The sequence below is a fragment of the Zavarzinia sp. CC-PAN008 genome, assembly GCF_051903925.1.
Lineage (GTDB): Bacteria > Pseudomonadota > Alphaproteobacteria > Zavarziniales > Zavarziniaceae.
Genome location: NZ_CP173678.1, coordinates 3700918 through 3713098 on the forward strand (window position 1 = coordinate 3700918; position 12181 = coordinate 3713098).

12 protein-coding genes are annotated in these 12181 nt (G+C 68.6%); 8 read left to right on the plus strand and 4 right to left on the minus strand.

The annotated features are described in order from the left end of the window. Positions 1 to 14 precede the first annotated feature (14 nt). Complete coding sequence (gene carA / locus ACI6GS_RS17325) at positions 15 to 1247, minus strand: glutamine-hydrolyzing carbamoyl-phosphate synthase small subunit (protein ID WP_439814708.1); 1233 nt, start codon at positions 1245 to 1247, stop codon at positions 15 to 17. A gap of 151 nt (positions 1248 to 1398) precedes the next feature. Here carA and ACI6GS_RS17330 point away from each other — a divergent pair, with 151 nt between their 5' ends. From ACI6GS_RS17330 to rpoD, 4 genes are all read left to right on the plus strand, one after another. Next, positions 1399 to 1863: a GatB/YqeY domain-containing protein gene (locus ACI6GS_RS17330; RefSeq protein ID WP_439814709.1), complete on the plus strand. Its 465-nt coding sequence runs from the start codon at positions 1399 to 1401 to the stop codon at positions 1861 to 1863. 17 nt (positions 1864 to 1880) lie between these two features. Continuing rightward, the gene (locus ACI6GS_RS17335; RefSeq protein WP_439814710.1) at positions 1881 to 2168 is read left to right on the plus strand and encodes a hypothetical protein; all 288 of its coding nucleotides are present in this window, start codon (positions 1881 to 1883) and stop codon (positions 2166 to 2168) included. Continuing rightward, entirely contained in the window at positions 2165 to 4066 is a 1902-nt protein-coding gene (gene dnaG, locus ACI6GS_RS17340) for a DNA primase (RefSeq protein WP_439814711.1), read from the plus strand. Before ACI6GS_RS17335 ends, dnaG begins: the two co-directional genes overlap by 4 nt. An 86-nt stretch (positions 4067 to 4152) precedes the next feature. Beyond that, positions 4153 to 6096, plus strand: coding sequence for an RNA polymerase sigma factor RpoD (gene rpoD, locus ACI6GS_RS17345; protein ID WP_439814712.1), 1944 nt, complete (start codon positions 4153 to 4155; stop codon positions 6094 to 6096). A gap of 95 nt (positions 6097 to 6191) precedes the next feature. On the opposite strand, the gene ACI6GS_RS17350 is transcribed toward rpoD, so the two are convergent. After that, complete coding sequence (locus tag ACI6GS_RS17350; RefSeq protein ID WP_439814713.1) at positions 6192 to 6821, minus strand: glutathione S-transferase family protein; 630 nt, start codon at positions 6819 to 6821, stop codon at positions 6192 to 6194. Positions 6822 to 7041: 220 nt separating this feature from the next. On the opposite strand from ACI6GS_RS17350, the gene ACI6GS_RS17355 reads away from it, so the two are divergent. The 3 genes from ACI6GS_RS17355 to sseA all read left to right on the plus strand — a co-directional run bounded on the left by ACI6GS_RS17355 (position 7042) and on the right by sseA (position 9630). Continuing rightward, on the plus strand, positions 7042 to 7665 hold the full coding sequence (locus ACI6GS_RS17355) for an NUDIX domain-containing protein (RefSeq protein ID WP_439814714.1): 624 nt from the start codon (positions 7042 to 7044) through the stop codon (positions 7663 to 7665). Positions 7666 to 7756: 91 nt separating this feature from the next. Then, complete coding sequence (locus tag ACI6GS_RS17360; RefSeq protein ID WP_439814715.1) at positions 7757 to 8761, plus strand: cysteine synthase A; 1005 nt, start codon at positions 7757 to 7759, stop codon at positions 8759 to 8761. Beyond that, a complete protein-coding gene (sseA, locus tag ACI6GS_RS17365; RefSeq protein ID WP_439814716.1) occupies positions 8761 to 9630 on the plus strand; it encodes a 3-mercaptopyruvate sulfurtransferase in 870 nt (289 codons plus the stop codon). The genes ACI6GS_RS17360 and sseA overlap by 1 nt, the downstream gene beginning before the upstream one ends. A gap of 58 nt (positions 9631 to 9688) precedes the next feature. Here the strand turns inward: sseA and ACI6GS_RS17370 are convergent, their stop codons facing one another. Then, complete coding sequence (locus ACI6GS_RS17370; protein WP_439814717.1) at positions 9689 to 10210, minus strand: BA14K family protein; 522 nt, start codon at positions 10208 to 10210, stop codon at positions 9689 to 9691. Between the two features lie 292 nt (positions 10211 to 10502). On the opposite strand from ACI6GS_RS17370, the gene ACI6GS_RS17375 reads away from it, so the two are divergent. Continuing rightward, positions 10503 to 11333 (plus strand): SDR family NAD(P)-dependent oxidoreductase, encoded by an 831-nt coding sequence (locus ACI6GS_RS17375; RefSeq protein WP_439814718.1) that lies wholly within the window; start codon positions 10503 to 10505, stop codon positions 11331 to 11333. A 42-nt stretch (positions 11334 to 11375) separates the two neighbouring features. Here ACI6GS_RS17375 and ACI6GS_RS17380 read toward each other — a convergent pair whose 3' ends face one another. After that, positions 11376 to 12173 (minus strand): amino acid ABC transporter ATP-binding protein, encoded by a 798-nt coding sequence (locus ACI6GS_RS17380; protein ID WP_439814719.1) that lies wholly within the window; start codon positions 12171 to 12173, stop codon positions 11376 to 11378. Positions 12174 to 12181 lie beyond the last annotated feature (8 nt).

The window sequence follows — 12181 nt, forward strand, 5'->3', positions numbered from 1 at the left end:
TCCGACGGCAGCCATCACGACCGCTTCCCCATGGTCTGGCGGATCAGGTCGGCGAAGCGGTGGAACAGGTAATGGGAATCCTCCGGCCCGGGGGACGCCTCGGGGTGGTGCTGGACCGAGAAGACGGGCTTGTCGGTCAGGCGGAAGCCCTCGTTCGTGCCGTCAAAGAGCGAGACGTGCGTCACCTCCGCGATCGGCGGCAGGCTTGCCTCGTCCACGACGAAGCCATGGTTCTGGCTGGTGATCTCGACCTTGCCCGTCTGCAGGTCCTTGACCGGGTGGTTGGCGCCGCGGTGGCCGCGCTCCATCTTGCGCGTGGCGGCACCAAGCGACAGGGCCAGCATCTGGTGGCCAAGGCAGATGCCGAATGTCGGCACGCCCGAGGCCACGATGCCCTGGATCGTCGGCACGGCATAGACGCCGGTGGCGGCCGGATCGCCCGGCCCGTTCGACAGGAAGACACCATCGGGCTTCAGCGCCAGGATCTCCTCCGCCGTCGCCGTCGCCGGCACGACCGTCACCCGCGCGCCGATGGCGGCCAGCGAGCGCAGGATGTTGTGCTTCACGCCATAGTCCACGGCAACGACATGGCACCAGGCATCGCCTTGCGTCGCGTAACCCTGGCCCAGGCTCCAAAGGCCGCCGTCCCAGGTCATCGTCTGCGTGCGCGACACCGTCTTGGCCAGGTCCATGCCTTCCAGCCCGGGCCAGCCCTGCGCCTGGGCCGTGAGCGCCTCCAGGTCGAAGCGGCCCGCTTTGCTATGGGCGACGACCGCGTTGGGCGCACCGCCATCGCGGATCAGGCGGGTGATGCGGCGGGTGTCGACGCCGGCAATGCCGACCAGGCCGCGCAGGTCCAGCCACCGCTCCAGGCTCTCTGCGGCGCGCCAGTTCGACGGCTCCGAGATCGGGCAGCGCAGCACGCAGCCGCGCGCCGCGGGCGTCACCGTCTCCACGTCCTCGTCGTTGACGCCGACATTGCCGATATGGGGGAAGGTGAAGGTGATGATCTGGCCGGCATAGGACGGATCGGTGAGGATCTCCTGATAGCCGGTCATGGAGGTGTTGAAGCACAGTTCGCCGACGGCACTGCCTTCCGCGCCGACGCCCTGGCCCCAGAACACGCTGCCATCGCCCAGGACCAGGACGCCGGTGGCGCCTTCCTGGGCTTCGTCCGCCGCCCGCCCGGGTGCGCGCGACTCCTCGGCCGGCCCAGATGCCGGCTGTGACGGTTTGTGCAAGGTCATGGGAATGCTCCTGCGCGAATGCAGGACTCGCGCGTTGGCCGCGGACCATAGTGACCAACGCCGCCCCCGTCAAGCACAGGATATTGTGCTTTGACAACGGCTTAGCCCACACCATAGGATGGGCGCTTCTCCCCAAGCACGGTTTGCAGTCATGTTGCGCGCAACGATCTCGGACGCGTTGAAGGACGCCATGAAGGCCAAGGACGCGCGCCGGGTGTCGACGCTGCGCATGGTCCAGGCCGCGATCAAGGACCGCGACATCGCCGCCCGGACCGAGGGCGATGGCGGCCCCGTGGCGGACGAAGCGATCCTGCAGCTCCTCGCCAAGCTGGTGAAGCAGCGCCGCGACTCGATCACCGCCTTTCAGCAGGGCGGACGCGAGGACCTGGTCGCCCAGGAGGAGGCGGAGATCGCCGTGATCGAGGGCTTCCTGCCCCAGGGCCTGAGCGATGCCGACCTGGACGCGGCCGTGCGCGCCGCGATCGCCGAGACGGGTGCGGCGGCGATCAAGGACATGGGCCGCGTGATGGCCGTCCTGAAGCAGAAGCACGCAGGGGCCATCGACCTGGGCAAGGCCAATGGCATCGCCAAGGCCCTGCTGACCCCCGGCACCTGACGGGCGGGCGGTGATCCGTGAGTGTGGATCACGATCCCGACAGGATCCTGAGCACGCTCATCGGTGCGGAACGGCCCGCGTGCTTCCTGCGCGGACCTACGGTCAATGGTGTGGCGATCACGTGGAAGGGCTACCCGGCCTCTGCTGACCAATCGAGCATGATTGCACTCCATGTCCAATTTGCCCGCAACCTGGCGGAAGAACTGATCGGCGATGCGCGCAACGCCGACCGTTCGGTGCGGCGAAAGCCAATTGATGCGGGGGTGAACATTCCACACATCCCAACGCGCAACCGGACGCCGTGAAGTTCACGCCTGCATTTCTGGACGAACTGCGCAGCCGCATCCGGCTGTCGGAAGTGATCGGCCGGAAGACCAAGCTGATCCGCAAGGGTTCGGAATATGCCGGGCTTTGCATGTTCCATGGCGATCGCAGCCCGTCCCTCAACGTCAACGACCAGAAGGGCGTGTATCTCTGTCGTGCCTGCGGGGCGACCGGCGACCTGTTCAAGTTCGTTCAGGAGACCGAGTCGCTCTCCTTTGCCGAGGCGGTGGAGCGCCTGGCCGACGAGGCGGGCATGGAGATCCCCCGCGCAACGGCAGCCGAGGCCCGGCGCGAGGAACAGCGCGCCGGCTTGGCGGAGGCGATGGAGGCCGCCTGCGTCTTCTTCCAGGCGCAGTTGGCGGCTCCCGCCGGGCAGCAGGCCCGGGCCTATCTTGAGCGTCGGGGCCTGGGGGCGGAGACCATTGCCCGCTTCCGCCTGGGCTATGCGCCGGTCAACCGCCAGGCGCTGTCTCAATACCTGGCCGCGCGCGGCTTCACCCCTGCTCTGCTGCTCGAAGGCGGGCTGACGCGCAAGCCGGACGACGGACGCAGTGCGTACGATTATTTCCACGATCGCGTCATGTTCCCGATCCTGGATCGCCGCGGCCGTGTCGTTGCCTTTGGCGCCCGCGCGCTTGGCGATGCACAGCCCAAGTACCTGAACTCTCCCGAAACTCCGTTGTTCAGGAAGGGTGAGACACTTTTCAACCTGTCCCATGCGCGGGAGGCCAGCGCCCGCAACCAGGCCCTGGCGGTGGTCGAAGGCTATATGGACGTGATCGGCCTGGCCCAGGCCGGTCATGGCGCCGCAGTGGCGCCGCTGGGTACCGCCCTGACCGAGGCGCAGCTGGCGCTGGCCTGGCGCATGGCGCCGGAGCCGGTCCTGTGCTTCGACGGCGATGCGGCCGGGCAGCGCGCCGCCTTCCGCGCCATCGACCGCGCCCTGCCCCTGCTGAAGCCGGGGCATTCGCTGCGCTTTGCCGCCCTGCCCGCTGGGCTCGACCCCGACGACCTGGTCAAGCGCGACGGGATCGCCGCGTGGAACGCCGTCCTGGCTGCCGCCCGGCCGCTGGTCGAGGTCCTGGTGACGCGCGCCGCTGCGGCCACGGGCGAGGACACGCCCGAGCGCCGGGCCGCCATGGCGGTGAAGCTGGACGAGGATTGTGCCGCCATCGGTGACGAGCGCGTCCGCCGCTTCTACAAGGACGCGGTTCGGGACGCCCTCTACCAGCGCTTCCGGCCCGCTCCCCGCGTCCGCCCGGGCACTGGCCGGCCGAGTTCTCGTCCCGGCTTTCGCGCCGGCGGCCCCGGCCGCTTCGACGCGCCGCCGGACCAGGCCGGCCCGCTGTCGCCCGAGATGCGCGCCCTGGCCGCGGCGCCGCAAAGCCAGCTCGACCGCCTGATCGTCGTCGCCATGCTGAGCCATCCCGACCTGGCCGACCGCCTGAGCGAGGACCTGGGGGCACTCCACCTGGCGGACGCTGTGCTCGATCGGTTGCGGCTTGAAATATTGCGACAGGTGGCGACGCATGAGCATCTTGACAGCGAGTCCCTGTCGCGCCACCTCATGGGGCACGGCTGGGCCGAGCAACTCCACCGCCTCAAGTTCGATAGAACACTGCGCTGCATCTGGGCCTTGAAGGCAGACAGCGACCCCCGGGATACGGAGATGCTCGTGCGCGATGCCCTGAACCGCCAACGGCGCCTGGTGCGCCTGGAGGCGGAACGGATTCGCGTGGGTGAGGCCCTGGCTCAGCATTACACGGTGGAGCAGCTGGACGAGCTGACGGCCCTTCAGTCGGAGATTGAGGCTGTGGGCAGGATCGACGGGCTGATCCGCGAGTTCGGGACGGCATCAGGGCGCGAGGCGCTTGGCTGACGCCACCGGACTGTCGAGGACTTGAGGCGTTATTGACGGTGCCGCCGGGATTTCGCGATCTCGCGGGCGGCACAGGAGACCAGAGCATGGCAAGCAAGGCTGCGGAAACCCAGGATGCTCCCGACGCGCGCGAGGAGCAGGGCGATGGTCCCCTGCTCGACGTGACGGTGGTCGCGGTCAAGAAGATGATCGCCAAGGGCAAGGAGCGCGGATACCTCACCTATGACGAGCTGAATACGGTTCTCCCCCCCGACCAGACATCCGTCGAGCAGATCGAGGATGTCATGGCGATGCTCAGCGAGATGGGCATTACCGTGGTCGAGAACGAGGAGAGCGAGGACTCCAACTCCGACGAGGAGAAGGAGGAGGGCGAGGTCGCGACGACCGGCAAGCCCGAGGCCGAGGAACTGGACCGCACCGACGATCCGGTGCGCATGTACCTGCGCGAGATGGGCAGCGTCGAGCTGCTGTCGCGCGAAGGCGAGATCGCCATCGCCAAGCGGATCGAGGCCGGCCGCGAGACGATGATCGGCGGCCTGTGCGAGAGCCCACTGACCGTCAACGCCCTGCTCGGCTGGCGCGACCAGCTGCTGGCCGGGCGGATGCTGCTGCGCGACGTGATCGATCTTGACGCCACGATGGGCGGCACCGCCGGCGAAGCGGAAGCCGAGGGCGAAGGCGAGGAAGGTGACGGAGCGGAGGCCGAGGAAGCCGAGCTGCCCCCCGTCGGCGAGGACGAGGACGAGGATGGCGACGACGGCGGCATGTCGCTCTCGGCGATGGAAGCCAGTCTGAAGCCTCAGGTCCTGGAGATCTTCGACAACATCGCGGCCGCGCAGAAGAAGCTGGTCAAGATGCAGCAGGCCCGCCTGGACGCGGCCCTGGGCAGCGGCGAGAACACGGCGGCGCAGGAGAAGAAGTACCAGAAGCAGAAGCAGGAGCTGGTGGCGCTGGTCAAGAGCGTGCACCTGAACAACGCGCGGATCGACGGCCTGGTCGAGCAGCTCTATGCGCTCAACAAGAAGCTGATGGGCATGGAGGGCAAGCTGTTGCGCCTGGCCGAGCGCCACCGCGTGACACGCGAGAGCTTCCTGTCCGAGTATTTCGAGAACGAGCTGGACCCCAACTGGCTGACCCGCGTCAGCACGCTGAAGGCCAAGGGCTGGAAGGATTTCGCCCGGGTCGAGGCCGAAGAGATCAAGACGATCCGTGGCAACGTCGCCGTCGTCAGCCAGGAAGCGGGCCTGCAGATCACCGAACTGCGGCGCGTCGTCTCCACCGTTCAGAAGGGCGAGCGCGAGGCCCGGCAGGCCAAGAAGGAAATGGTCGAGGCCAACCTGCGCCTCGTCATCTCGATCGCCAAGAAGTACACGAACCGCGGCCTGCAGTTCCTGGACCTGATCCAGGAAGGCAACATCGGCCTGATGAAGGCGGTGGACAAGTTCGAGTACCGCCGCGGCTACAAGTTCTCGACCTATGCCACCTGGTGGATCCGGCAGGCGATTACCCGATCGATCGCGGATCAGGCCAGGACGATCCGCATTCCCGTGCACATGATCGAGACGATCAACAAGCTGGTGCGCACCTCGCGCCAGATGCTGCACGAGATCGGGCGCGAACCCACGCCGGAGGAACTGGCCGAGAAGCTGGGCATGCCGCTGGAGAAGGTGCGCAAGGTCCTGAAGATCGCCAAGGAGCCGATCAGCCTGGAGACGCCGATCGGCGACGAGGAGGATTCGCACCTGGGCGACTTCATCGAGGACAAGAACGCGGTCCTGCCGCTGGACGCCGCGATCCAGTCAAACCTGCGCGAGACGACGACGCGGGTGCTGGCCTCCCTCACCCCGCGTGAGGAGCGCGTGCTGCGCATGCGCTTCGGCATCGGCATGAACACCGACCACACCCTGGAAGAGGTGGGTCAGCAGTTCTCGGTCACCCGCGAGCGCATCCGCCAGATCGAGGCCAAGGCCCTGCGCAAGCTGAAGCACCCGTCCCGCTCGCGGAAGCTGCGCAGCTTCCTGGACAACTGAACCCGACGACTGAGCCCTCCCCCGTCCGAAGGATGGGGGAAGGGAGCAGGCCAGCGCCGCCGCTTGGCGGCCGCGCTTGAGCGCCGTGCCGCAGGTCAGGCCCCCAGGGCATAGGTGCCGCCCCGCTCCAGCGCCCGCTTGTAGGCCGGCCGCGCGTGCAGGGCATCGATATAGCGTCCAAGGCCCGGATAGGGACCGAGGCGGCCAAACGCCCGGCCAACCTCCACCACGAAGCTGAGATTGATGTCGGCGGCAGTCAGGCTGTCGCCCACCAGGAACGCGCGGCCCTTCAGCGCACCGTCGATATAGCCAAGATGGTTGGTGATCTCGCTGTCGATGCGGGCGTGCAGGGGCACGCCACCATGGCCCAGGCGCATCACGTAGAGGTTCAGCATCAGCGGCAGCATCGCCGACCCCTCCGCATAGTGCAGCCACTGCTGGTAGCGGTCGAAATCGGCCGTGGCCCCATCGGGGGCCAGCCGGCCGCCGCCATGGCGCCGCACCAGGTAGTCGAGGATCGCTCCCGACTCGTGAACGATGAAGCCGTCGTCGTCCAGCAGGGGCGACTTGCCCAGCGGATGGATGGCGGCCAGTTCCGGCGGCGCCAGGCGCGTCTCGGCATTGCGGCTGTGGAACACTACCTCATAGGGCAGGTCCAGTTCCTCCAGGCACCACAGGATCCGCTGCGAGCGGGACTCGTTCAGGTGGTGAACCCTCAGTGCCATTGTGTCCTCCCCATCGTCGTGGCGCCGGGCGGCGCTACCCGGACCTGTCCGGCACGGCGCGTTGCGCCGACGATACGCCAGTCCCGCGACACGCGGAATGTGGGCCGTGCGACGGCCTGGATGCCGGCGTGGATGGCGCGGCCGTGCATCCACCGCTTGCGCCCCCGCCATCGCGCGCCATAGAAGCGATGCAGTCCCCCGTCCCTCGTGGAAAGCCGGCATGACCGACAGCCCCTCCCCCGCCCAGCCCGGGCACAGCGTCGAGGTCCTGGCGCGCGAGGTTGCCTACCAGGGCCATTTCGCGGTCCACACGGTCCGCTTCCGCCACAGCCTGTTCGCGGGCGGCAGCAGCGGGCCGGTGACGCGGGAAGTCTTCCTGTCCGACGATTCGGTGGGCCTGCTGCCCTATGACCCGGTCCGTGACGCCGTCCTGCTGATCCAGCAGGTCCGCATCGGCCCCATGGTCCACGGCGATCCGGCCTGGCTGATCGAGATCATCGCCGGCCGGATGGAGCCGGGGGAGTCACCGGAGCAGGTCGCCGTGCGCGAGGCCGAGGAGGAGGCAGGCTTTGCCGCGACCGAGCTGGAGCGCATCGGCACCGTCTTCCTCAGCCCCGGCTGCGCCAGCGAGCGCATGCACCTGTTCGCGGCGCGCGCCGACCTGGGTACCGCCGGCGGCACGTTCGGCCTGGCCGACGAGCACGAGGACATCGAGGCCCGGGTCCTGGCCCTGGACGAGGCACTGGCCGCGGCAGAGGACGGGCGGATCGTCTCGGCACCCGCTGTGCTGGCGCTGCTGTGGCTGGCGCGTCACCGTGACCGGCTGCGCACGGCATGGCGGTGACGCCCCGCACGGATCGCTCCGCGGGCGATGCTCCGGCGTTGAATCCGACCCGGTGCGCGGCTAGGGTCGGATGATCATCAGAATGGGTCCCATGGACATTCGCGACGGCTTCCTCGGCACGATTGGCAACACGCCGCTGCTCAAGCTGCACCGGGCATCGGCAGCCACGGGCTGCACGATCCTGGGCAAGGCGGAATTCCTCAACCCCGGCGGGTCGATCAAGGATCGCGCCGCGCTGGCGATCGTCCGCGACGCCGAACGGCGCGGCCTGCTGCGGCCGGGCGGCACGATCGTCGAGGGGACGGCCGGCAATACCGGCATCGGCCTCGCCCTGGTCGGCAATGCGCTGGGCTACCGCACGGTGATCGTGATGCCCGAGACGCAGAGCCAGGAAAAGAAGGACATGCTGCGCCTGTGCGGCTGCGAGCTGCGCCTGGTTCCGGCCGTGCCCTACAGCAATCCAGACAATTATGTGCGCTTTTCCGGCCGCCTGGCCGAGGAGTTGGCGCAATCCGAACCCAATGGCGCCATCTGGGCCAACCAGTTCGACAATGTCGCCAACCGCCAGGGCCATTACGAGACGACCGGTCCCGAGATCTGGGAGGAGACCGAGGGCAAGGTCGACGGCTTCGTCTGCGCGGTCGGCAGCGGCGGCACGCTGGGCGGGGTATCCATGGCGCTGAAGGAGCGCAACCCGAAGGTGCAGATCGCCCTGGCCGATCCGCCGGGCGCCGCCCTCTTCGAGTACTATACGAACGGCGTGCTGAAGTCGGAAGGCACCTCGATCACCGAGGGGATCGGCCAGGGCCGCGTGACCGAGAACCTGAAGGGCGTCGTGGTCGACCGCGCCTACCAGATCCCGGACAGTGAATCGCTGCCCATCGTCTTTGACCTGCTGCAGCACGAGGGCCTGTGCCTGGGCGGCTCCAGCGGCGTCAATGTGGCGGGCGCCATGCGCCTGGCCCGCGAGCTGGGCCCCGGGCACACGATCGTCACGGTCCTGTGCGACGGTGGCCAGCGCTACCAGAGCAAGCTGTTCAACCCTGCCTTCCTCAAGGAGCGCGGCCTGCCCGTGCCCGCCTGGCTGGAATCCTGATGTCCACTCATCGCAGCGACGCCGTCGTCTCCACCGAATGGCTGGCCCAGCGCCTGACCGCCCCGGACGTGCGCATCATCGATGCATCCTGGTACCTGCCCCAGGAGGGGCGGAGCGGTCGCCAGGAATACGAGGAGGCGCACATTCCGGGTGCCCAGTTCTTTGACCTGGACGATCTCTCGGACGAGGCAAGCCCCTATCCGCACATGCTGCCGGCGCCCGAGAAGTTCGCCTCGCGCATGCGGCGCATGGGCCTGGGCGATGGCTCGCTGATCGTGATCTATGACGGTGGCCCGCTGCTCGGCGCCGCGCGCGCCTGGTGGATGTTCCGCGCCTTTGGCCATGGCGACGTGGCGGTGCTGGACGGCGGCCTGGCCAAGTGGAAGGCTGAGGGCCGGCCCCTGACCGACGAGCGCCCGCCGTCGCGCGAGCGCCATTTCACCGCCCGCCTCAACAGCCTGATGGTCCGCGACCTGGACCAGATGCACACCAACCTGAAGACGGGGCGGGAACAGGTCGTCGACGCCCGCGCGCGCGGCCGCTTCGAGGGGACGGAGCCGGAGCCCCGCGCCGGCCTGCGCCCCGGCCACATCCCCGGCAGCGCCAGTGTGCCCTATAAGAGCGTCCTGGCGCCGGATGGCACCCTGCTGCGGGGCGACGACATGCGCGCCGTCTTCCATGACGCTGGGATCGATCCGGTCAAGCCGCTGGTCGCCACCTGCGGCTCGGGCGTATCGGCGGCGGTGCTGCTGCTGGCGCTGCACACGATCGGGGCACGCCGGACCGCACTCTATGACGGCAGCTGGGCCGAATGGGGCGCGCAGCCCTGGACGCCGGTGGCCGTGGGGCCTGCCGGCGGCGAGAGCTGAGCACGATCCTCCCGGCCGCCCGTGTGGCCGGGGCTGGGACCGGGTCTACCGGGTCCCGTTAGCGACAGGGCCTTCTGACCCCGTCATAGCCGACGAACGTGCCGCTATTGGGGTCGAAGCTGCGATAGCGCTGGCTGCAGTACTGGTACCATTCCTGCGATCCGGGGGCATAGCCGCCGCCCGAATAGGCCGGCTGGGCCGGGGCGGCGGGTTGCGACAGGGCTCCGCCCAACAGCGCGCCGGCCGCAAGGCCGAACAGGGCCGCGATCGCCGCATCGTTGTTGTCGTCGTCATGCCGCTCGCGATACCAGCGCTGGTAATCGTTGTCGCTCCAGCGGTTGCCATTGCGGTGCCAGCGGCGATAGCCGTCATCGTGCGGGTGGCGCCGGTAGTAGTCCTCGACATAGCGATAGCGGTCCTGATGCGGTCCCCGCGCGTGGGCCGGGCCGTGGCCCGGACGGCCACGATGCGACCAGGCGGGCGGCGGCGGCACGCGCGAGCCGATCGTGGGATCCATGTAGCGATTGTGCGCGCCGGGGCCGGTCTGCCGCCGGTCGCCACCTTCGGCGAACGCCGGCAAGGCACTTCCCAGCACCATGACACCCATGACAATTGCGCTTACCGTCTGGCGAGCCGTCACGATCCACCTCCCAGCGGGCCCGTCGGGCACCGCGCTTGCGCGCCTGGCACGGGTGCCAGACGGTTCATCCTCGTATAGAACGCTGGAATGCGCGATCCCCTGCGCCGGTTCCGCGGGCCCAGTCCGCTTGACGCTTGCGCGCAGGGGCCGGGAGGGAATATGAGACTTGCGTTCTACCTTCCGGACGGCATACCGCCGATTCAAACACTTCCGATCTGACAAAGGGAAACGCATGACGGACGTTCAGGGCCGCGTCGGCTTCATCACCGGCGGTGCCAGCGGCATCGGCCTCGGCATTGCCCGCGCCTTTGCCAAGGCCGGCGCCAAGCTTGCCCTGGCGGACATCGACAAGGCCCGGCTTGAGGAGGCGCGCACCGAGCTGGCCGAGTTCACGCGGGTCGAGACTTATGTCCTCGACGTGCGCGACCGCGACGCCTTCACCAAGGTGGCCGACCAGGTGGAGCACGACCTGGGTCCGGTCAGCCTGGTATTCAACAATGCGGGCGTGGGGGGCGGCGCGCCGCCGGCGAAGCTGACCTATGCCATGTGGGACTGGGTCATGGGGGTCAACCTCAACGGCGTGATCCACGGCGTGCAGACCTTCCTGCCGCGCATCGCGGCGCGCGGCCAGGGCGGCCACATCGTCAACACCGCATCGGGCGCGGGCCTGGTCGCCGTCGGCACCGGCGTGCTCTACCACACGTCGAAGTTCGCCGTAGTCGGCATGTCGGAAGCGCTGCACGCCGAACTCCAGGCCGACGGGATCGGCGTCAGCGTCCTGTGCCCCGGCCCGGTCGCCACGCGGATCATGGACACCTCCGCCACGCTGCGGCCGGAGGCGCCGCCGGCGCTGACGCCCGAGCAGCAGGCCCTTGCCGAGCAGAGTGCCGCCTGGTTCCGCAAGGCGCTGGCCGAAGGCGTGCACCCGGACGAGGTCGGCCGCATGGTGCTGGACGCGGTGCAGAACAATCGCCTGCACATCCTCACCGACCGCGTGATCGAGCAGGCGCTGGAAGCCCGCACCAAGGCGCTCTTCGCCGCCCTGCCCGCGGCCCAGGCCTGAGGCGACGCGGTCCCGTCCCGCCGGGACGGGACCGCCCCCCTGTCAGTGCGGCAGGATCTGGCCCAGGAAGGTGCGGGTGCGCTCGCTCTGCGGGTTCGAGAAGAACAATTCGGGCGGGTTCTGCTCCACGATCTCGCCCCGGTCCATGAAGATGACGCGGTCCGCGACCGAGCGGGCAAAGCCCATCTCGTGCGTCACGCAGAGCATCGTCATCCCCTCCTCCGCCAGGCTGATCATCACGTCCAGCACCTCCTTGACCATCTCGGGGTCGAGGGCGGATGTGGGCTCGTCGAACAGCATGACCTTCGGGCTCATGCACAGCGAGCGAGCGATCGCCACGCGCTGCTGCTGGCCGCCCGACAGCTGGCCCGGGAACTTCCGCGCCTGCTCGGGGATGCGCACGCGCTCCAGGTACTTCATGGCAATCGCCTCCGCGTCCTTGCGCGGCATGCGGCGCACCCACATCGGCGCCAGGCACAGGTTGTCCAGCACGGTCAGGTGGGGGAACAGGTTGAAGTGCTGGAACACCATGCCGACCTCGCGCCGCACCTCGTCGATGCGCTTCAGGTCGGCGGTGAGCTCGATCCCGTCGACCACGATCGAGCCGGACTGATGCTCTTCCAGCCGGTTGATGCAGCGGATCAGGGTCGACTTGCCCGAACCGGACGGGCCGCAGATCACGATCCGCTCGCCCTTGTGCACGGTCAGGTCGATTTCCTTCAGGACGTGGAAGGCCCCGTACCATTTGTTCATGCCGGTGATCTGGATCATCACCTCCGATCCCGGCCGGTGGCCGCCCGGGCGCGCGTTGGCTGAGGTTTGGCTTTGAGTCTGCGCCATCGGTGTCT

Excerpts from the sequence above, each read along its gene's own strand:
- carA (WP_439814708.1), bottom strand. The coding sequence starts at position 1,247 with ATGACCTTGCACAAACCGTCACAGCCGGCATCTGGGCCGGCCGAGGAG.
- ACI6GS_RS17330 (WP_439814709.1), top strand. The coding sequence starts at position 1,399 with ATGTTGCGCGCAACGATCTCGGACGCGTTGAAGGACGCCATGAAGGCC.
- rpoD (WP_439814712.1), top strand. The coding sequence starts at position 4,153 with ATGGCAAGCAAGGCTGCGGAAACCCAGGATGCTCCCGACGCGCGCGAG.
- ACI6GS_RS17350 (WP_439814713.1), bottom strand. The coding sequence starts at position 6,821 with ATGGCACTGAGGGTTCACCACCTGAACGAGTCCCGCTCGCAGCGGATC.
- ACI6GS_RS17355 (WP_439814714.1), top strand. The coding sequence starts at position 7,042 with ATGACCGACAGCCCCTCCCCCGCCCAGCCCGGGCACAGCGTCGAGGTC.
- ACI6GS_RS17360 (WP_439814715.1), top strand. The coding sequence starts at position 7,757 with ATGGACATTCGCGACGGCTTCCTCGGCACGATTGGCAACACGCCGCTG.
- sseA (WP_439814716.1), top strand. The coding sequence starts at position 8,761 with ATGTCCACTCATCGCAGCGACGCCGTCGTCTCCACCGAATGGCTGGCC.
- ACI6GS_RS17375 (WP_439814718.1), top strand. The coding sequence starts at position 10,503 with ATGACGGACGTTCAGGGCCGCGTCGGCTTCATCACCGGCGGTGCCAGC.
- ACI6GS_RS17380 (WP_439814719.1), bottom strand. The coding sequence starts at position 12,173 with ATGGCGCAGACTCAAAGCCAAACCTCAGCCAACGCGCGCCCGGGCGGC.